The sequence below is a fragment of the Methylobacterium fujisawaense genome, assembly GCF_014138435.1.
GTDB lineage: Bacteria > Pseudomonadota > Alphaproteobacteria > Rhizobiales > Beijerinckiaceae > Methylobacterium > Methylobacterium fujisawaense.
Map to the genome: position 1 here is coordinate 478,648 of NZ_JACJIM010000004.1, position 19,503 is coordinate 498,150.

A 19,503-nucleotide genomic window follows, 5' to 3' on the forward strand; every position below is an offset into this window, starting at 1 on the left:
CGCCTCAGACGCGCCGGATGCGTGCCAGCAGATCGACGATGGCGAGGCTCTCGCGCTCGCCCCCGGCACGCCGCTTCAGCTCGACCTTGCCCTCCGCCAAGCCCTTCGGCCCGACGATCACCTGCCAGGGCAGGCCGATCAGGTCCGCGGTGGCAAACTTGGCGCCGGGGCGCTCGTCGCGGTCGTCGTAGAGCACCGACAGGCCGGCGGTCTCGAGATCCGACTGGATCTGCGCGCAGGCGGCATCGGTGCCGGCATCGCCGACCTTCAGATTGATCAGGGCCACGTCGAACGGCGCGACCGAATCCGGCCAGATGATGCCGGCCTCGTCGTGGCTCGCCTCGATGATCGCCGCCACCAGCCGGCTCGGACCGATGCCGTAGGAGCCCATATGGACCGGCCGCTCGATCCCGTCCGGCCCGGCGACCTTGGCGCCCATCGGCTCGGAATACTTGGTGCCGAAATAGAAGATGTGCCCGACCTCGATGCCGCGTGCCGCGAGGCGGCTGTCCTCCGCAACCTCCGCAAAGGCCTCCGGCTCGTGCATCTCCTCGGTGGCCGCGTAGTGCGAGGTCCAGGCATCGACGATGCCCTGGAGGGCGGCGACGTCGTCGAAATCCACGGTCTCCGGCGGAATGTCGAAGTCGAGATAGGCCTTGTCGCAGAAGACCTCGCTCTCGCCGGTCTTGGCCAGGATGATGAATTCGTGGGACAGGTCGCCGCCGATGGGGCCGGTATCGGCGCGCATCGGGATCGCCTTGAGGCCGAGCCCGGCGAAGGTGCGCAGGTAGGCGACGAACATCCGGTTGTAGGCGTGGCGGGCGCCGGCCTGGTCGAAATCGAACGAGTAGGCGTCCTTCATCAGGAACTCGCGGGAGCGCATCGTGCCGAAGCGCGGCCGCACCTCGTCGCGGAACTTCCACGAGATCTGGTAGAGGTTCTTGGGCAGGTCCTTGTACGAGCGCACGCTCGCCCGGAAGATCTCGGTGACCATCTCCTCGGCGGTGGGGCCGTAGAGCATCTCGCGCTCGTGCCGGTCCTTCAGGCGCAGCATCTCCTTGCCGTAGGCGTCGTAGCGGCCGGATTCCCGCCACAGCTCGGCGGATTGCACCGTCGGCATCAGGATCTCGATGGCGCCGGAACGGTCCTGCTCCCGCCGGATCACCGCGCAGACCCGCTCCAGCACCCGCAGGCCGAGCGGCAGCCACGCGTAGATGCCGGCCGACTCCTGACGCACCAGGCCGGCGCGCAGCATCAGCCGATGCGAGACGATCTCGGCTTCCTTGGGCGTCTCGCGCAAGGTCGGCATGAAATAGCGGGAGAGACGCATGTCGTCAGAGTCTTGGAAGAGGATCGGCCGGGAGGAGCCGCGGCGCGCCGGCACACAACACGCCGGAGACGCAAATTACAAGCACTGCGCGACCACGGCGGGGCGTAATCGCGGCGAACCGGAGGCGGCGGCCCGGCCGCGGTTGGGCCGCTGCCTAGGCGGAAAGCGGTATGCCCATTTGCCGGCAAGAAAGCGCAGATTTTTCTCGCAGACCCGGTGACAACACGAATTGTTGTTCCTATAAGCGTCCGGCGATGTTTGCGACGCCCGGAAGAGGTGGCGCAAGGTCCGAGTCTCGGGAGGAAAAGCGACCGCTCCGCAGCCAATGCGTGGGATATTCAAAGGTCGAGCCATTGAAGCTTGAAAGCAAGGCCTCGGGCCTTGCTTTTTTTATTCTTGGCGGCGGGCTGCGTTGCCCCGTCCACCGGGCGCTTGTCGAGGGACAGCGCTGAAGGCCGCCGGAGGCGATCCGTTCAGCACCGAGAGCCGGGCGGGTCCCGACCCTTCGACCCCCGGGAGACAAATGGTCGCCGTCAGACCGCTGCGTGCGGCGGGCCTATCCCTCCGATGACGTCCCGCACGCATCGCCCGGAGACGTGAGCCCGGGCATGGGCCTGTCTTACGGCGAGCTCGGAGAAACCCCGGCTCTGAGCCGTCCTACAGCCCGGCCAGGGGGAACACCGCCAGGGCGATCAGGAAGGCGGCCCCTGCGACCAGCGTCGTCCAGATGGCCTTCTCGCGCAGCCGCGGCGCCGCCGGAGCGCCGGGATCCTGGCCCGGGACCACGTGGGTGGGCCGCGTCTCGGGCTGGTTGCGCAGGGGCAGGACCGCGAAGAGCAGCGTCCACCAGACCACGAAGTAGAGGGCGATCGCGCCGCCCACCGTCAGCTTGAACAGGCTCACCGCCGCGGCCACGAAGGCGGCGATCAGCACGGTGATCACCGCCAGGGTTACCGGCGTCGAGCGGGCCAGGCTGTGCATCATCCGGCTCACACCTGCTCCAGCTCGACCAGGGTTCCCAGGAAGTCCTTGGGGTGAAGGAACAGGACCGGCTTGCCGTGGGCTCCGATCCGCGGCTCGCCGGTGCCGAGGACCCGGGCGCCCTGGGCCTTGAGCTTGTCGCGGGCGGCCAGGATGTCGTCGACCTCGTAGCAGACGTGGTGGATTCCACCGCCCGGGTTGCGGGCCACGAAGGCTTCGATCGGCGAGCCCTCCCCGAGGGGGGACATCAGCTCGATCTTGCTGTTCGGCAACTCGACGAACACGACCGTGACACCGTGCTCCGGCTGCGGGAGCGGCGGGGTGATCGTGGCGCCGAGCGTGTCGCGATAGACCGCGCAGGCGGCGTCGAGATCCTGTACGGCGATGGCCACGTGATTGAGACGGCCGATCATGTTGCTTCCTCCCCGTTCGCGTACCGATCGGCAGGCCGCTGCTTCCAGGCGCACCCTCATCCTCGGGGCCTGCGCGGGCCGCCGCGAAGGCGCCCGCCAAGGAACGCCCCGAGGAAGGCCCCGAGGAACGCGCCAAGGATCGCGCGTCCCGCTGGAGGGCGCCCCTGAGACCCCCTGTGCAGGGGTCTCAGGATGAGGGTCTGGACCGGACCTGCCGTGGTCCGTTCGTCTGTTGTCGTAACTTAAACTTCGACCACCTGCACGTGGCAGGCGGGCTTCTTGCCCCAGACCTCGTTGACCGCGGTGCGCACCGCCCGGTCGACCGTCTTCTCGACGCTCTCCGAGTCCTTCAGCTTGCCCCGCGACATCCCCGACAGGGTGCGGGAGACCGCATCCACGACTGTTTCGATCAACGGCTCGCCGGACCGGCCGCGGTTCGGCAGGCCGATGATGTCCACCGCCGGCTCGCCGAGAACCACGCCGTCCTCGTCGATGGCGATCGCCACCGAGACCAGGCCGGCCTGCATGAGCTTGCGCCGTTCCGGGATCGCCCGGTCCTTCTCGTCGATCAGGACGTCGCCGTCCTTGAACAGCCGGCCGGCCTTCACGTGGTCGACCACCGCCGGCGTGCCGGGGCTCAGGCGGATCAGGCTGCCGTTGCGGGCCTTGACCACGTTCTGCACGCCCTGCGCCCGGGCGAAGCGGGCATGCTCGTCGAGGTGCAGGGCCTCGCCGTGGACCGGGATCGCCGTGCCGGGACGGGTCCACTTGTACATCTCGACCATCTCGTCCCGGCGCGGGTGGCCGGAGACGTGGACGAGGTCGGTGCGGTCGGTGATCACCTCGACGCCCTGCTCGATCAGGTCGTTGATGATCGATCCGACATCGCGCTCGTTGCCGGGAATGGCGCGCGAGGAGAAGATCACCTGATCACCGGCGGTGAGGCTGATATCCGGATGGTCCCGGCGGGAGACCCGGGCCAACGCCGCCCGCGGCTCGCCCTGCGATCCGGTGAGCAGGGCCACGACCCGCTCCCGCGGCAGGCTCTTCCAGGAATCGGCGCGGCGGAATTCCGGCAGGCCGTCGAGGTAGCCGCATTCGCGGGCCACATCGATCACCCGGTCCATGGCGCGGCCGACTGCGATGACCTCGCGGCCGCAGGCGACGGCGGCTTCGGCGACCGCGCGGATGCGGGCGACGTTCGACGCGAAGGTGGTCACCGCGACCCGGTGGGGGGCGTCCGCGATCAGCGTCTTGAGGGTCTCGGCCACGGTCTTCTCGCTGGGCGAGAAGCCCTCGCGCACGACGTTGGTCGAGTCGCAGACGATGGCGAGGATACCCTCGTCGCCGAGCGCCGTGAACGCCTCCGGCGAGGTGACCGAGCCGGCCACCGGGGTCGGGTCGATCTTCCAGTCGCCGGTGTGGAGCACGAGGCCCGCGGCGGTGCGGATCGCGATGGCGTTCGATTCCGGGATCGAGTGCGAGACCGGCACATACTCGAGCTCGAACGGTCCGACGGTCACACGCCGGCCGGGCTTGACCTCACGCAGCTCGACCTTCGGGGCGCCGGGCTCGGAGAGGCGCCGGGTCTCCAGCAGGTTCTTGGCGAAACGGGTCGCGTAGACCGGGACCTTGAGCCGGGGCCACAGCTCCGAGATCGCCCCGATATGGTCCTCGTGCGCGTGGGTGATGAAGATCCCCAGCAGGTCCTTGCGCCGCTCCTCGATGAAGGAGAGGTCGGGGAACATCAGGTCCACCCCCGGCATCTGCTCTTCGCCGGCGAAGCCCATGCCGCAATCGACCATGATCCATTTCCGGCCCTTCTCCGGGCCGAACCCGTAGAGCGCCGCATTCATTCCGATCTCGCCCACGCCGCCGAGCGGCAGGAAGACCAGCTCCTCCTGTCCCATTGCCATCTGTCGTCGTCCAAACTCAGGCCGCCGTCGCGGCCGTTCCGAAATGCACCTCGCCCGCCGTCACGGTATGCCGATTCCCATCGGGGGCGAGGATCACGAGCCGCCCCCCCTCGTCGATCGTCTCGAACACGCCCCGCAGGATGTGCCCGCCGCTGCGCACCGCGATCTCGGTTCCGAGACCCGCGGCCCGCGCGAGCCAAGCCGCGCGCAGGTCAGCGAAATTCCGTCCCCGGTCCCAGGCGCGCGCCTGCGCGGCCATCCGGTCCGAGAGATGTTCCAGTAGCGCCTCGGCGCCCCCGGCGTAACCCGCCGCCGCCAAGCTCATTGCGGCGAGCCCGTCCGGGGCCGCCGCGACGTTGACGCCGAAGCCGATCACCGCGGCGCGCCGGCCGCCCGGCAGCGTCTCGGCCTCCAGAAGCAGGCCGGCGAGCTTGGCGCCGCCGAGCAGGACGTCGTTCGGCCACTTGAGCTGCAGAGATCGGGCGGCGCTGCCGGATCCGGTATCCGGCAGGGTGCCGCAGGTCGCCTCCAGCGCCTCGATCAGCGCGAGGCCGGCCACGAAGCCGAGTTCGGCGAGGTGGTCTGGCGCTACCCCGGCGATGGGCCACAGCACGCTCGCCGCGAGGTTGCCCGGCAGCGAGGCCCAGCTGTTGCCGCGCCGGCCGCGGCCCGCCTCCTGACGGTGGGTCACCACCCAGAGGGGGCCGGTCTCGCCCGCGCGCGCCCGAGCCATCGCCTCCGTGTTGGTGGAGCCGAGGGTCTCGTGGACATGCAGGCGATGGCCCTCAGCGCGCGCCGCGGACCCCAGTCGGTAGGGCAAGGCTGTCCTAGAACAGAGACCGGGCGGCCCGGCCTGCGGCGCCGACCAGCGGCCCGGGCAGGAGGAAGAACAGCACCACCACGACGCTCGAGAGGGCGAGCACCACGCGCAGGCCCGGCGCCATCGTCTCGTAGGGCTCCCGGGGCTCGTCGAAATACATGATCTTGACCAGCCGCAGGTAGTAGTAGGCGCCGACGACGCTGGTGACGACGCCGATCACCGCCAGGGTGACCAGGCCCGCCTTGATCGCGGCGGCGAAGACGTAGAACTTCGCGAAGAACCCGGCCAGCGGCGGGATGCCGGCCAGCGAGAACATCATCGCGGCGAGGCAGAAGGCCAGCCACGGATGCGTCCGCGACAGACCCGACAGATCGTCGATCTTCTCGAACATCACCTCCCTGCGCCGGAGCGACAGGATGATCGCGAAGGTGCCGAGGGTCATCGCGAGGTAGATGATCATGTATATGACGAGCCCGCTGATCCCCTCCTCCGAGCCGGAGGCGAGCCCGATCAGCGCGTAGCCGATATTGGCGATCGACGAGTAGGCCATCAGGCGCTTGATCGACGTCTGGCCGATGGCCGCGAAGGAGCCGAGCGCCATCGACGCGATCGAGACGAAGATGAAGATCTGCTGCCAGATCGCCGTCACGTCCGGCATGGCGCCGATGAACACCCGCACGGTCATCGCCACGGCGGCCATCTTGGGCGCCGAGGCGAAGAAGGCCGTCACCGGGGTCGGCGAGCCCTCGTAGACGTCGGGCGTCCACATGTGGAACGGCACGGCCGCCAGCTTGAAGCACACGCCGGCCGCCAGGAACACGATACCCAGCACGATGCCGAAGCCGGCATTCTCGGTGAGCGCCGAGACGATGCCGGGGAACGAGACGGTGCCGGTGAAGCCGTAGACCAGCGAGGCGCCGTAGAGCAGCATGCCGGAGGAGAGCGCGCCGAGCACGAAGTACTTGAGGCCAGCCTCGGTGGACTTGACGTCGTCCCGGTGGAAGGCGGCGATCACGTAGGCGGCGAGCGACTGAAGCTCGAGGCCGAGATACAGCGCGATCAGGTCGTTGGCCGAGACCATCACCATCATGCCGATGGTGCAGAGCACGATCAGCACGGGGAACTCGAACCGGTCGATGCGCTCGCGCTTGAAGAAGTCGTGCGCCAGCAGGATCGTCGCCGAGGAGCCGAGCAGCACCAGCGACTTCATCACCTTGGAGAAGGCATCCGACACGAACGCGCCCGACAGGGTGGTCACCCGACCTTGGGCCGGCTGGGAGATCACCACCGACAGGGCGACGAGGAGCAGGACCAGGGCGCCGATGCTCACGGTCTCGGCGGAGCGTTCGCCGCGCCAGGCGCCGTAGAGGATCAGGACCATGACGCCGACGCCGAGGATCAGCTCGGGCAGGAGCGGCGCCAGTGAGGGCAGGACGGAGTGGACGGTTGTCATGGTGTCCGCCTCAGCGCGGGATCGGCAGCGCCGCGGCGGCCGTCTGGGTGTTCGAGAGGGCGGCCTTCATGCTCGCCATCAGCGCATCCGTGGAGGGCGCGAACACGTCGAGCACGGGAGCCGGGTGCACCCCATAGTAGATCGTCAGCACCACCAGCGGCGCCAGGATGATCTTTTCGCGGGTATCCAGATCCAGGATGCCCTGGAGGTTGGGCTTCTCCAGCTTGCCGTAGACCACCCGGGCGTAGAGCCACAGGGCATAGGCCGCCGACAGGATGATGCCGAAGGTCGAGAAGAAGGCCACATTCGGGTTCGCCTTGAAGGCGCCGAGCATCGCCAGGAACTCGCCCACGAAGCCGGAGGTGCCGGGCAGGCCGACATTGGCCATGGTGAAGATCAGCATGGCCACCGCGTAGAGCGGCATCCGCTTCACGAGGCCGCCATAGGCGGCGATCTCGCGGGTGTGCATCCGGTCGTAGACCACGCCGACGCATAGGAAGAGCGCCCCCGACACGATGCCGTGCGAGATCATCAGGAACAGCGCGCCCTGGATGCCCTGCTCGTTCAGGGTGAACAGGCCGAGCGTCACGAAGCCCATATGCGCCACCGACGAATAGGCGATCAGCTTCTTGATGTCGGTCTGCATCATCGCGGTGAGCGAGGTGAAGATGATCGCGATCACCGACAGGGCGAAGACGAAGGGTGCGAAGTCGTGGCTCGCCACCGGCAGCATCGGGAGGGAGATCCGGATGAAGCCGTAGCCGCCCATCTTCAGGAGGATGCCGGCCAGGATGACCGAGCCGGCCGTGGGCGCCTCCACGTGGGCGTCGGGCAGCCAGGTATGGACCGGCCACATCGGCATCTTCACCGCGAAGGAGGCGAAGAAGGCGAGCCACAGCCATGTCTGCATCTGCACCGGGAAGCGGTACTGCAGCAGGGTCGGGATGTCGGTGGTGCCGGCCTGCCAGTACATCGCCATCACGGCCAGCAGCATCAGCACCGAGCCGAGCAGGGTGTAGAGGAAGAACTTGAAGCTCGCGTAGATCCGGCGCGCGCCGCCCCAGATGCCGATGATCAGGAACATCGGGATCAGGCCGGCCTCGAAGAACAGGTAGAACAGCAGCAGGTCGAGAGAGGCGAACACGCCGATCATCGTCGTCTCGAGGACGAGGAAGGCGACGAAGTACTCCTTCACCCGGAAGTGGATCGAGTGCCACGACGCGCCGATGCAGAACGGCATCAGGAAGGTGGTCAGCAGGATCAGCGGCATCGAGAAGCCGTCGACGCCGAGCTTGAACCGGATCGTCTCGGTGAGCCACGCGTGGCTCTCCACCAGCTGGAAGCTCGACGAGGCGGCGTCGTAGCGGTTCCAGGCCACCAGGGAGAGCAGGAAGGTGACGATTGTCGTCGCGAGGGCGGCCCAGCGGCTGTTGCGCGCGACCGATTCCTCGTCGCCGTTCAGCGTCAGGATGAAGGCCGCGCCGCAGAGCGGGACGATCAGCAGGCCGGAGAGGATGCCGAGGCCGAGCATGTCAGTGAGCCCCCTTGGGCAGGCCGGACATCAGGTACCAGCTGATCAGGCCGGCGACGCCGATGAGCATCACGAAGGCGTAGTGGTAGACGTAGCCGGTCTGGAGCCGGACCACGCCGCGGGTCACGTCCACGACGCGCGCCGCGATGCCGTTCGGCCCGAGGCCGTCGATGATCCGACCGTCGCCCTGCTTCCAGAGGAACAGGCCGAAATCCTTGGCCGGGCGGACGAAGATCCGGTCGTAGATCTCGTCGAAGTACCACTTGTTGAGCAGGAACCGGTACAGCGACGGCTGCTGCGCGGCGAGCTCGCCGGGCAGCTCCGGCCGGCGGATGTACATCCAGTAGGCCAGGACGAAGCCGAGGATCAGCATGATCAACGGGGAGTAGGAGACCAGCGCCGGAACCTCGTGGATCTCGTGCATGATGTGGTTGTTCGGCCCGTGCGCCAGGGCGTGGCCCCAGAACGCGTCCATCCCCTCGCCGATGAAGCGGTCGTGGAAGATGATCCCGGCGAACAGCGCGCCGAAGGCGAGGATCGCCAGCGGGATCGTCATCACCAGCGGGCTCTCGTGGGGCGTGTGGTCACCGTGGTGGCCGTGCCCGTGATGGTCGTCGGCGACGAGGTCGCTCCTGTGGGCCGGCTCGATGTCGTGGCCGTGGTCGTCGTGGGCCGCGCCCTCGGTGTGACCGGGCAGGCCGTCGGCCTCGTGCGCCAGGGTGGAATGCGCCACCGCGGGAGCGTCGTGATGGTCGTGCGCGGCATGCGCACCCCAGCGGGCCGGTCCCTCGAATGTCATGAAGAACAGGCGCCAGGAGTAGAACGAGGTGAAGAACGCCGCCACCACGACGCACAGGAAGGCGAGCGTGTGGCCCGGCCGGGTCGAGGCGTAGGCGGCCTCGATGATCGCGTCCTTCGAGTAGTAGCCGGCCGTGTAGGGGAAGCCGATCAGCGCGAGGGAGCCGATCGCCATCATGGCGCTGGTATAGGGGATGTAACGGCGCAGGCCGCCCATGTTCCGCATGTCCTGCTCGTGGTGCATCGCGTGGATGACCGAGCCGGCCCCGAGGAACAGCAGCGCCTTGAAGAAGGCGTGGGTGAACAGGTGGAACACGCCGGCCGAATAGGCGCCGACGCCGAGCGCCACGAACATGTAGCCGAGCTGCGAGCAGGTCGAGTAGGCGATCACCCGCTTGATGTCGTTCTGCACGAGGCCGATCGTTGCCGCGAAGAACGCCGTGATGCCGCCGATCACCGTCACGACGATGAGCGCGTTCGGCGCTTCCTCGAAGAGCGGCGACAGGCGGGCGACCATGAAGACGCCGGCGGTGACCATGGTGGCGGCATGGATCAGCGCCGAGACCGGGGTCGGGCCCTCCATGGCGTCGGGCAGCCACGTGTGGAGCAGGAACTGCGCCGACTTGCCCATGGCGCCCATGAACAGGAGCAGGCAGGCGAGCGTCAGGGCGTTCCAGTCGTAGCCGAGGAAGTGGAAGGAGAGCGTCTTGATCGCGTCGACCTTGTCGAAGATCGCGTCGAACGCCACCGAGCCGGTGAGGACGAAGGTCAGGAAGATGCCCAGCGAGAAGCCGAAATCGCCCACGCGGTTGACGATGAACGCCTTCATGGCGGCGGCGTTGGCCGAGGGCTTCTCGTACCAGAAGCCGATCAGCAGGTAGGAGGCGAGGCCCACGCCCTCCCAGCCGAAGAACATCTGCACGAGGTTGTCGGCCGTCACCAGCATCAGCATGGCGAAGGTGAACAGCGACAGGTAGGCGAAGAAGCGCGGCCGGTGCGGGTCCTCCTCCATGTAGCCCACGGAGTAGAGGTGCACGAGGGTCGAGACGGTGGTGACCACCACCAGCATCACCCGCGTCAGGGTGTCGACCTTGAAGGCCCAGTCGACCTGGAGGTCGCCGGCCGCGAACCAGGAGGCGACCTGCACGCGCTCGGCCGGACCGCCGTCGATGAACACGCCCCAGGCGATCAGCGCCGTGAAGGCGAGGAAGGACGTGGTGATGTACTCACAGGCCCGCGCCCCGATGTACCGGCCGAACAGGCCGGCGATCAGGAAGCCGATGAGCGGGAAGAAGACGATCGCGTGATACATCGCTCTCTTGCAGTCCGTCCTCCGGGCCGACCGCGGGGCGGCGGCGTCCGGATGTCACTCGGGGCGCGCGAAGAAGAAGGCCCTAGCCCTTCATCATGCTGACGTCTTCCACCGCGATCGACCCGCGGTTGCGGAAGAACACCACGAGGATGGCGAGGCCGATCGCCGATTCGGCGGCCGCCACGGTCAGCACGAACAGGGCGAAGACCTGTCCGGTGATGTCGTTGAGCTGCGTCGAGAAGGCGACGAGGTTGATGTTGACCGAGAGCAGGATCAGCTCGATCGACATCAGGATGACGATGATGTTCTTGCGGTTGATGAAGATGCCGAGCACGCCGAGCGTGAACAGGATCGCCGCGACGGTGAGGTAGTGGCTCAGGCCGATCATCGTTCGAAACCTCCGGCGGACATCAGACCTCGACACCCTGGCGCGACGGGACCTTGCGGGTCTCCACAGCCATGGCCTGGGTGCGGGCGTTCTGGACCGCGATGTCCTGGCGCTTCACGCCCGGCCGGTCGCGGAGCGTCAGCACGATGGCGCCGATCATCGCCACCAGCAGGATCAGGCCGGCGAGCTGAAAGAAGTAGGCGTAGTCGGTGTAGAGCACCCGGCCGAGCGCCTGGGCGTTGGTGAGGTTCTCGGCCGACGCGACGTTGCCGAGGGGCGCCTGGACGAGGCCCGGATCGATGCTCCAGGAGCCCACCACCAGCAACAGCTCCACGAGGAAGATCGCCCCGATCAGGCCGCCGATCGGCAGGTATTGCTGGAAGCCCTGGCGCAGCTCGGCGAAATCGACGTCGAGCATCATCACCACGAACAGGAACAGCACCGCCACCGCGCCCACGTAGACGACTACGAGGATCATCGCGAGGAACTCGGCGCCCATCAGGACGAACAGCCCGGCGGCGTTCACGAAGGCGAGGATCAGGAACAGCACCGAGGCTACGGGATTGCGCGAGGCGATCACCATGAAGCCCGACGCGACCGTGACGCTCGCGAACAGGTAGAAGAAGGCGGCTGCTGCGGTCATGCGCTGATCGGGATCGGCCGCCGGAGCGGCCCCTTCTGCCGTGCGTTGAAACGGTCCGCAGCGGGCGGCCCGTCTATAGAACCCGGTCGGCGGGGGCACAACAGCGCCTCCGTCATGTCTCGCGCATCGTCATGGACAACGGGACCGGGACGTTGCGCCATCCCCTTGCGACTCACCGCCTTCTTCCGAAAGCAGGTGGCCGCCTTTCGGGACGATGCGTCAGCGATACGGTGCGTCCATCGCGATGTTGCGGGCGATCTCGCGTTCCCAACGGTCACCGTTCAGCAGGAGCTTCTGCTTGTCGTAGAGCAGTTCCTCACGGGTCTCGACCGAGAACTCGAAATTCGGCCCCTCGACGATCGCATCCACCGGGCAGGCCTCCTGGCACATGCCGCAATAGATGCACTTCACCATATCGATGTCGTAGCGCGTCGTGCGGCGGGTGCCGTCGTTCCGGCGGGGGCCCGCCTCGATGGTGATGGCCTGCGCCGGGCAGATCGCCTCGCAGAGCTTGCAGGCGATGCAGCGCTCCTCGCCGTTGGGATAGCGGCGCAGGGCATGCTCACCCCGGAAGCGCGGGCCGCGATGGCCCATCTCGAAGGGGTAGTTGATCGTGGCCTTCGGCTTGAAGAAGTAGCGCATGCCGAGGACCATCCCCGACACGAACTCTTTCAGCAGAAGGCTCTTGGCGACCTGATCGAGCTTCATGCCCGGATCTCCGATTCGGCGGGTGGGCTCAGGCGCCCGGCGCGAGGCCGGTCAGCTTGAGCACGAAGGCGACGACGACGACCGAGACCAGCGATATCGGCAGGAAGACCTTCCAGCCGAGGCGCATGAGCTGATCGTAGCGGTAGCGGGGGACGATGGATTTCACCATCGCGAACAGAAAGAACAGGAAGCTCGCCTTCAGGACGAACCAGATCACGCCGGGAACCCAGGTGAAGGGCGCGAAGGGGATCGGCGAGAGCCAGCCGCCCAGGAACAGGATGGTTCCGAGCGCGCACATGCTCATGATGGCGACGTACTCGCCCAGCATGAACAGCAGGTACGGGGTCGAGGAATACTCGACCATGTAGCCGGCCACGAGTTCCGATTCGGCCTCCGGCAGGTCGAAGGGCGGGCGGTTCGTCTCGGCGAGCGCCGAGATGAAGAACACCACGAACATCGGGAACAGCCACAGCCAGTACCAGCCGAGGATCCCGAGGCTCGTGTCCTGCGCCATCACGATGCGGGAGAGGTTGAGCGAGCCGGCGCAGAGCAGCACGCAGATGATCACGAAGCCGAGGGAGACCTCGTAGGAGATCATCTGCGCCGCCGAGCGGAGCGCCCCGAGGAAGGCGTATTTCGAGTTCGACGCCCAGCCGCCCATGATGACGCCGTAGACCCCGAGCGACGAGATCGCGAAGATGTAGGTGATGCCGACATTGATGTCGGCGATCGCCCAGCCGTCGGCGAGCGGAATCACCGCCCAGCTCGACAGGGCGAGCATCGCGAAGACCAGCGGCGCCAGCAGGTAGATCGCCTTGTTGGCCCCGGCCGGGATCACCGGCTCCTTGAGCACGAACTTGATCAGGTCGGCGAAGGACTGAAACAGGCCGAAGGGTCCGACCACGTTCGGCCCGCGCCGAAGCTGCACCGCCGCCCAGATCTTCCGGTCGGCGAGCAGCGCATAGGCGATGAAGACGAGGAGCGCCGAGAGCAGCACGAAGCTCTTCAGCACGATCAGGAGCACGGTCCCGAGGATTTCGAGCGACGTCATCGGTGGGCTCCTACTCGGCCGCTGCGAGGGGCTGCGCCTCGGCGGCGCGCTCCCGGGCAAGGCGCGAGCACTCGGCGAGGATCCGCGAGGCGCGGGCGATCGGGTTGGTGAGGTAGAAGTCGGTCACGGGCGAAGCGAAGGCCGGCCCGCCGGTCGCGGTGCCGAGACGGATCAGCTTCTCCGCCGCCTCCACGACGTCGCCCGGCTCCACGGCGCCGATCGCCGCGAAATGCGGGTGGGCGGCATAGAGCGCCCGGCGGAGCGCGGTGAGCGAATCGAAGGGCAGGCGCTTGCCGAGGACGTCCGACAGGGCGCGCAGGATCGCCCAGTCCTCGCGGGCGTCGCCCGGCGGGAACGCGGCGCGGTTGCCCATCTGGACCCGGCCTTCCGTGTTCACCCAGGTCGCCGACTTCTCGCTGTAGGCGGCCCCCGGCAGGATCACGTCGGCGCGGGAGGCGCCGCGGTCGCCATGGCTGCCCTGGTAGATCACGAAGGCGCCCGGGGCGACGTCGCGCTCGTCGGCGCCGAGGTTGAACAGGACGTCCAGCGCGCCCGGCTCCAGCATCTGCGCGAAGGTCAGGCCGCCCTCCCCCGGCACGAAGCCGAGATCGAGCGCGCCGACGCGGGCCGCGGCCGTGTGCAGCACGCCGAAGCCGTTCCACTCGGCCGAGATCGCGCCGATCGACTTCGCCAGCGACGCCGCCGCGGCCAGGACGCCCGGCTCGGCATGGGCGCCGACGAGGACGAGCGGCGCCTTGGCTTCCTTGAGGACGTCGAGGAAGCTGTGCTCGCCCCGGGACAGCGCCGCCAGCGAGTCGGGGCCGGCGCCGATATAATGGCTCGGATAGGTCAGATCGACCGGCTCCCCGATCACGCCCACCGCCAGCGGCGCCATGCGCCAGCGCTTGCGGATGCGGACATTGAGCAGCGAGGCCTCGGTGCGCGGGTTGGCATCGACGATCAGGATCGCGTCCGCCGCCTCGATGCCCGGAATGGTCGGGTTGAAGATGTAGGAGGCGCGGCCGAGCGCCGGGTCGAGCCCGGCATCGGTCTGGCGGCAATCGAGATTCGGCGTGCCGAGGCTCTTGATCAGCTCGCGGAGCGCGAACATCTCCTCGACGCCCGCGAGATCGCCGACCACGGCGCCGATGCGCTTCGGATCCGCGCCCTTCACCTTGGCGGCGATGGCCTGGAACGCCTCACCCCAGGAGGCGGGCCGCAGCCGGCCGTTCTCGCGCAGGTACGGCCGGTCGAGGCGCTGCATCCGCAGCCCGTCGATGTGGTAGCGGGTCTTGTCGGAGATCCACTCCTCGTTGATCTCCTCGCTGATCCGCGGCTCGATCTGCATGACCTCGCGGCCGCGGGTGTCGATGCGGATCGCCGAGCCGACCGCGTCCATCACGTCGACCGACTCGGTCTTGTTCAGCTCCCACGGCCGGACGTTGTAGCTCTGCGGCCGGTGCACGAGCGCGCCCACCGGGCAGAGATCGGCGACGTTGCCCTGAAGCTCCGAGGCCATCGACTGCTCGAGGTAACTCGTGATCTCCATGTCCTCGCCGCGGCCGATGGCGCCGAGGTCGGGCACGCCCGCCACCTCGGCGAGGAAGCGCACGCAGCGGGTGCAGTGGATGCAGCGGTTCATCGCGGTCCGCACCAGCGGGCCGATATGCTTCTCCTCGACCGCCCGCTTGTTCTCCGTGTAGCGGGTCGAATCGACCCCGTAGGCCATGGCCTGGTCCTGCAGGTCGCAATGGCCGCCCTGGTCGCAGATCGGGCAGTCGAGGGGGTGGTTGATGAGGAGGAACTCCATCACCCCCTCGCGGGCCTTCTTGGTCCCCTGCGAGCGGGTCAGCACCTCCGGCGGCTCGCCGTTCGGGCCGGGGCGGCAATCCTTCACCGCGTAGGCGCAAGAGGCCACGGGCTTGGGCGCGCCCTTCAGCTCGACGAGGCACATGCGGCAATTGCCGGCGATCGACAGGCGCTCGTGGAAGCAGAAGCGCGGGATCTCGGCCCCCGCGGCCTCGCAGGCCTGGAGCAGCGTGTAATCGGCGGGGACGTCAACCTCGGTGCCGTCGACGAGGATTTTTGTCATCGGATCGTCTCGTAAACTGGCCCAAACGCACGAGGCCGGATCCCACCCGCACCCTCATCCTGAGGTGCGAGGCGCAGCCGAGCCTCGAAGGAGATGTCCAGCCCGCCTCGCGATCTCGGGAGGCCTCCCGCGAGGCCCGCCGACGCGGGCATCTCAGGCTGAGGCTGTGGGTTGGACACCGGCATAGCGCCTTTACTCCGCAGCCATCGGCACAGGCTCGCTGTGCGGGTTCGCGGTGTAGCGGTCGATGCGCTTCTCGATCTCGGGGCGGAAGTGCCGGATCAGGCCCTGGATCGGCCAGGCCGCCGCGTCGCCGAGCGCACAGATCGTGTGACCCTCGATCTGCTTGGTCACCTCGAACAGCATGTCGATCTCGCGCTTCTGGGCGCGGCCCTCGGTCATGCGCTGCATCACCCGCCACATCCAGCCCGTGCCCTCCCGGCACGGCGTGCACTGGCCGCAGGATTCGTGCTTGTAGAAGTACGAGATCCGGGTGATCGCCGCGACGATGTCGGTGGACTTGTCGAGCACGATCACCGCTGCCGTGCCCAGGCCGGAGCCGAGGTTGCGCAGGGTGTCGAAATCCATCTTCGCGTCGATGATTTGTTCCGCGAGAACAAGGGGGACTGAGGATCCGCCCGGGATGGAACACAAAAGATTGTCCCAGCCGCCGCGCATGCCGCCGCAATGACGGTCGATCAGCTCCCGGAAGGTGATGCCCAGCTCCTCCTCGACGTTGCACGGTTTGTTGACGTGCCCGGAGACGCAGAAGAGCTTGGTGCCGGTGTTGTTCTTGCCGCCCAGGCCCGCGAACCACGCGCCGCCCCGGCGCAGGATCGTGCCGGCGACCGCGATCGACTCGACGTTGTTCACCGTCGTGGGGCAGCCGTAGAGGCCCATATTGGCCGGGAACGGCGGCTTCAGCCGCGGCATCCCCTTCTTGCCCTCCAGGCTCTCGATGAGCGCGGTCTCCTCGCCGCAGATATAGGCGCCGGCGCCGTGGTGGACGTAGATGTCGAACGGGTAGTCGTGCACGTTCGACTGGCCGACGAGGCGGGCCGCGTAGGCCTCGTCCACGGCCTTTTGGAGGGCGTGCTTCTCGGCGACGTACTCGCCGCGGATGTAGACGTAGCAGGCATGCGCGTTCATCGCGAAGCAGGCCAGCATGCAGCCCTCGATCAGGAGATGCGGGTCGTGCCGCATGATCTCCCGGTCCTTGCAGGTGCCCGGCTCCGACTCGTCGGCATTGACCACGAGGTAGTGCGGGCGCCCGTCGGACTTCTTGGGCATGAACGACCATTTGAGGCCGGTGGGGAAGCCCGCGCCGCCGCGGCCGCGCAGGCCCGAGGCCTTCATCTCCTCGATGATCCAGTCGCGGCCCTGTTCCAGCAGGAACTTGGTCCCGTCCCAGGCGCCACGCTTCTTGGCGGCGTCCAGGCCCGGCGAGTGGAGCCCGTAGAGGTTGGTGAAGATGCGATCCTGATCCGACAGCATGTCAGGTCCTCACTGAGCCGGCGCCGACAGGGCCTTGGCCTGCCCCACCCAGTTCTCCCGGTCGATGCGACCCGGGAACGCGAGGTAGGTGCCGACCCAGGTGATCTCGTCGCGGGACCACGCGGCGATCTGGTCGAAATGGTAGATGCCGAGCCCGTTCAGGCGCTGGCTGTTGCCCGGGCCGACGCCCGTGATGCGCGTCAGATCGTCCGGCTTCCCGACGCGGGCGGCGTCGAGGCCCGGCGGGCGCTTGCCCACGGCGTCGGCCTTCCGCTCCGGGCTCGCATCCTTCGGCAGGGCCGCGAGGGCGCCGGCGATGCGGGCTTCCTCGGCCTCGGCCGCGACTTCGCCCGCGCTGGCGCCCGACGCTTCCGGCTGCTGCGGGACGGCGTCGCGCGCCGGCACGTCCTGATGGCCCTGGTCGCCGGCGGCGGGCTCGCCCTCGGCGACACGCTTGGCCGGCGAATCGAGCACGTCCGCGTCGCCCGGCCGGGCGGAGCCGTGCTTCGCGGTGGACCGGCCGCGCTCGGCCGCGTCGGCGCGATCCTCCGCCTTGACCGGCGTCTCGCCGTTGGCGGCGCGCTGGGCCGGCGCGTCGGATGCCGGACGCTCGATCGGCCGGCCGACATCGGGCCGCGCCGGCTTCGGGTTCTCGGCGGCCTGCTGCGTTCCGGAGGCCGCCTCGCCGGTCTGGGCGGCCGGCGTCTCGACCTTTCCGGCCTCCTCGAAGCGCTTGCGCCACGCGCCGACGCGCGAGCCGTCGAACAGGGTCGGGTCGGTGAGCGTGTTCACGGCGCCCTGGGGCTCGGACGAGACGCGCCCGGTCTGCGAGCCGACCTTCACGGGCCGTCCGGCGGCGAGGTCGTCCATCAGCTGGCCGAGGGATTCGGGCGTCAGGTCCTCGTAGTAGTCCTGATTGATCTGCACCATCGGCGCGTTGCAGCAGGCACCCAGGCACTCGACCTCGAGCCACGAGAAGGTGCCGTCCGCCGAGACGTGGCCGGGGGGGCCGAGCCGGGCCTGCAGCATCTCCTTGAGACCCCGCGCACCGCAGGAATCGCACGGCACCGTGCCGCAGACCTGGATCCAGAAGCGACCCACGGGCTCGAGAGCGAACATCGTGTAGAAGGTGGCCACCTCCAGCACGCGGATGTTCGGCATGCCGAGCTCGGCCGCCACCGCCTCGATGGCCGCCCGCGGCAGCCAGCCGCCGTTCTGCTCCTGCGCCCGCCACAGGAGCGAGATCACCGCGGAGGCCTGACGGCCTTCCGGGTACTTGGCGATCTGGGTCTTGGCCCACTCGGCGTTCTCGGGGGAGAACGCGAAGCTCTCGGGCTGCTCCGAGGCGGGGGCGAGTCTGCGGTTTGCCATCGCTCTAACTTACCGATCCACTTCGCCGAACACGATGTCGAGCGTGCCGAGCACGCAGGACACGTCGGCCAGCAGGTGCCCGCGGCACATCCAGTCCATCGCCTGAAGATGCGCGAAGCCCGGCGCGCGGATCTTGCAGCGATACGGCTTGTTGGTTCCATCCGACACGAGATAGACGCCGAACTCGCCCTTCGGCGCTTCCACGGCGGCGTAGACCTCGCCCTCGGGCACGTGGAAGCCCTCGGTGTAGAGCTTGAAGTGGTGGATGAGCGCCTCCATCGAGCGCTTCATCTCCCGGCGCGGCGGCGGGGCGAACTTGCCGTCGACCGAGGCGATCGGCCCCTGGCCGGCGGGCTGGCGCAGCTTGGCGACGCATTGCTTCATGATGCGCACGGACTGGCGCATCTCCTCCATGCGGATCACCTGGCGATCGTAGGTGTCGCCGTTCTTTCCGACGGGGATGTCGAACTCCATCTCCTCGTAGCACTCGTAGGGCTGCGCCTTGCGCAGGTCCCAGGGAATCCCTGAGCCGCGCACCATCACGCCCGAAAAGCCCCACTCCATCGCCTCGTCCACCGACACGATGCCGATATCGACGTTGCGCTGCTTGAAGATGCGGTTGGCCATGACGAGGTCGTCGAGATCCTGGACGACCTGCAGGAACGGGTCGCAGAACGCGTCGATGTCGTCGATCAGCTTCGGCGGCAGGTCCTGGTGGACGCCGCCGGGCCGGAAGTAGTTGGCGTGGAGCCGGGCGCCGGAGGCCCGCTCGTAGAAGATCATCAGCTTCTCGCGCTCCTCGAAGCCCCAGAGCGGGGGCGTGAGGGCGCCGACATCCATCGCCTGCGTGGTGACGTTGAGGAGGTGCGACAGCAGGCGGCCGATCTCGCAGAACAGCACGCGGATCAGCTGCGCGCGGCGCGGCACCTCGATCCCGGCGAGCCTCTCGATCGCCAGGCAGAAGGCGTGCTCCTGGTTCATCGGCGACACGTAGTCGAGCCGGTCGAAATAGGGCGTCGCCTGCAGGTAGGTCTTGTACTCGATGAGCTTCTCGGTGCCGCGGTGGAGCAGCCCGATATGCGGATCGACCCGCTCGACCACCTCGCCGTCGAGTTCCAGCACGAGGCGCAGCACGCCGTGCGCGGCCGGGTGCTGCGGGCCGAAGTTGATCGCAAAGTTGCGGATGTTGTGTTCGGTCACGG

General features: G+C 68.1%; 16 protein-coding genes. All 16 read right to left on the reverse strand.

From position 1 onward, the window contains the following. Positions 1 to 4: 4 nt before the first annotated feature. Positions 5 to 1,330 (reverse strand): proline--tRNA ligase, encoded by a 1,326-nt coding sequence (gene proS / locus GGQ91_RS14875; protein ID WP_043381915.1) that lies wholly within the window; start codon positions 1,328 to 1,330, stop codon positions 5 to 7. A gap of 657 nt (positions 1,331 to 1,987) precedes the next feature. Beyond that, positions 1,988 to 2,314: a DUF1467 family protein gene (locus GGQ91_RS14880; RefSeq protein ID WP_043381913.1), complete on the reverse strand. Its 327-nt coding sequence runs from the start codon at positions 2,312 to 2,314 to the stop codon at positions 1,988 to 1,990. A gap of 5 nt (positions 2,315 to 2,319) precedes the next feature. Beyond that, entirely contained in the window at positions 2,320 to 2,724 is a 405-nt protein-coding gene (gene mce / locus GGQ91_RS14885; protein ID WP_043381911.1) for a methylmalonyl-CoA epimerase, read from the reverse strand. Positions 2,725 to 2,966: 242 nt separating this feature from the next. Further along, positions 2,967 to 4,640, reverse strand: coding sequence for a ribonuclease J (locus GGQ91_RS14890; protein ID WP_043354241.1), 1,674 nt, complete (start codon positions 4,638 to 4,640; stop codon positions 2,967 to 2,969). A gap of 16 nt (positions 4,641 to 4,656) precedes the next feature. After that, positions 4,657 to 5,460 carry a biotin--[acetyl-CoA-carboxylase] ligase gene (locus tag GGQ91_RS14895; RefSeq protein WP_182592278.1) on the reverse strand — a complete coding sequence of 268 codons (804 nt, stop codon included), beginning with the start codon at positions 5,458 to 5,460 and terminating at the stop codon, positions 4,657 to 4,659. Between the two features lie 7 nt (positions 5,461 to 5,467). Next, complete coding sequence (nuoN, locus tag GGQ91_RS14900) at positions 5,468 to 6,913, reverse strand: NADH-quinone oxidoreductase subunit NuoN (protein WP_043354226.1); 1,446 nt, start codon at positions 6,911 to 6,913, stop codon at positions 5,468 to 5,470. Between the two features lie 10 nt (positions 6,914 to 6,923). Beyond that, a complete protein-coding gene (locus GGQ91_RS14905) occupies positions 6,924 to 8,444 on the reverse strand; it encodes an NADH-quinone oxidoreductase subunit M (RefSeq protein ID WP_043354224.1) in 1,521 nt (506 codons plus the stop codon). Position 8,445: 1 nt separating this feature from the next. Next, positions 8,446 to 10,554, reverse strand: a complete 2,109-nt coding sequence (nuoL, locus tag GGQ91_RS14910) for an NADH-quinone oxidoreductase subunit L (RefSeq protein WP_043381907.1) — start codon at positions 10,552 to 10,554, stop codon at positions 8,446 to 8,448. 82 nt (positions 10,555 to 10,636) lie between these two features. Beyond that, positions 10,637 to 10,942 (reverse strand): NADH-quinone oxidoreductase subunit NuoK, encoded by a 306-nt coding sequence (gene nuoK / locus GGQ91_RS14915; protein ID WP_043351891.1) that lies wholly within the window; start codon positions 10,940 to 10,942, stop codon positions 10,637 to 10,639. A gap of 22 nt (positions 10,943 to 10,964) precedes the next feature. Then, positions 10,965 to 11,585, reverse strand: a complete 621-nt coding sequence (locus GGQ91_RS14920) for an NADH-quinone oxidoreductase subunit J (protein ID WP_043354219.1) — start codon at positions 11,583 to 11,585, stop codon at positions 10,965 to 10,967. A gap of 219 nt (positions 11,586 to 11,804) precedes the next feature. After that, positions 11,805 to 12,293 (reverse strand): NADH-quinone oxidoreductase subunit NuoI, encoded by a 489-nt coding sequence (gene nuoI, locus GGQ91_RS14925; RefSeq protein WP_043354217.1) that lies wholly within the window; start codon positions 12,291 to 12,293, stop codon positions 11,805 to 11,807. A 28-nt stretch (positions 12,294 to 12,321) separates the two neighbouring features. Further along, on the reverse strand, positions 12,322 to 13,344 hold the full coding sequence (gene nuoH, locus GGQ91_RS14930) for an NADH-quinone oxidoreductase subunit NuoH (RefSeq protein ID WP_182592279.1): 1,023 nt from the start codon (positions 13,342 to 13,344) through the stop codon (positions 12,322 to 12,324). Positions 13,345 to 13,354: 10 nt separating this feature from the next. Next, positions 13,355 to 15,436: an NADH-quinone oxidoreductase subunit NuoG gene (gene nuoG, locus GGQ91_RS14935; RefSeq protein WP_182592280.1), complete on the reverse strand. Its 2,082-nt coding sequence runs from the start codon at positions 15,434 to 15,436 to the stop codon at positions 13,355 to 13,357. 192 nt (positions 15,437 to 15,628) lie between these two features. After that, entirely contained in the window at positions 15,629 to 16,930 is a 1,302-nt protein-coding gene (gene nuoF / locus GGQ91_RS14940; protein WP_182592281.1) for an NADH-quinone oxidoreductase subunit NuoF, read from the reverse strand. A gap of 9 nt (positions 16,931 to 16,939) precedes the next feature. Then, positions 16,940 to 18,301, reverse strand: coding sequence for an NADH-quinone oxidoreductase subunit NuoE (gene nuoE, locus GGQ91_RS14945; RefSeq protein ID WP_182592282.1), 1,362 nt, complete (start codon positions 18,299 to 18,301; stop codon positions 16,940 to 16,942). A 9-nt stretch (positions 18,302 to 18,310) separates the two neighbouring features. Continuing rightward, positions 18,311 to 19,501 carry an NADH-quinone oxidoreductase subunit D gene (locus tag GGQ91_RS14950; protein ID WP_182592283.1) on the reverse strand — a complete coding sequence of 397 codons (1,191 nt, stop codon included), beginning with the start codon at positions 19,499 to 19,501 and terminating at the stop codon, positions 18,311 to 18,313. Positions 19,502 to 19,503 lie beyond the last annotated feature (2 nt).

Coding starts and splice junctions, on each gene's coding strand:
- proS (WP_043381915.1), bottom strand. CDS start 1,330: ATGCGTCTCTCCCGCTATTTCATGCCGACCTTGCGCGAGACGCCCAAG.
- GGQ91_RS14880 (WP_043381913.1), bottom strand. CDS start 2,314: ATGATGCACAGCCTGGCCCGCTCGACGCCGGTAACCCTGGCGGTGATC.
- mce (WP_043381911.1), bottom strand. CDS start 2,724: ATGATCGGCCGTCTCAATCACGTGGCCATCGCCGTACAGGATCTCGAC.
- GGQ91_RS14890 (WP_043354241.1), bottom strand. CDS start 4,640: ATGGCAATGGGACAGGAGGAGCTGGTCTTCCTGCCGCTCGGCGGCGTG.
- nuoN (WP_043354226.1), bottom strand. CDS start 6,913: ATGACAACCGTCCACTCCGTCCTGCCCTCACTGGCGCCGCTCCTGCCC.
- GGQ91_RS14905 (WP_043354224.1), bottom strand. CDS start 8,444: ATGCTCGGCCTCGGCATCCTCTCCGGCCTGCTGATCGTCCCGCTCTGC.
- nuoL (WP_043381907.1), bottom strand. CDS start 10,554: ATGTATCACGCGATCGTCTTCTTCCCGCTCATCGGCTTCCTGATCGCC.
- nuoK (WP_043351891.1), bottom strand. CDS start 10,942: ATGATCGGCCTGAGCCACTACCTCACCGTCGCGGCGATCCTGTTCACG.
- GGQ91_RS14920 (WP_043354219.1), bottom strand. CDS start 11,585: ATGACCGCAGCAGCCGCCTTCTTCTACCTGTTCGCGAGCGTCACGGTC.
- nuoI (WP_043354217.1), bottom strand. CDS start 12,293: ATGAAGCTCGATCAGGTCGCCAAGAGCCTTCTGCTGAAAGAGTTCGTG.
- nuoH (WP_182592279.1), bottom strand. CDS start 13,344: ATGACGTCGCTCGAAATCCTCGGGACCGTGCTCCTGATCGTGCTGAAG.
- nuoG (WP_182592280.1), bottom strand. CDS start 15,436: ATGACAAAAATCCTCGTCGACGGCACCGAGGTTGACGTCCCCGCCGAT.
- nuoF (WP_182592281.1), bottom strand. CDS start 16,930: ATGCTGTCGGATCAGGATCGCATCTTCACCAACCTCTACGGGCTCCAC.
- nuoE (WP_182592282.1), bottom strand. CDS start 18,301: ATGGCAAACCGCAGACTCGCCCCCGCCTCGGAGCAGCCCGAGAGCTTC.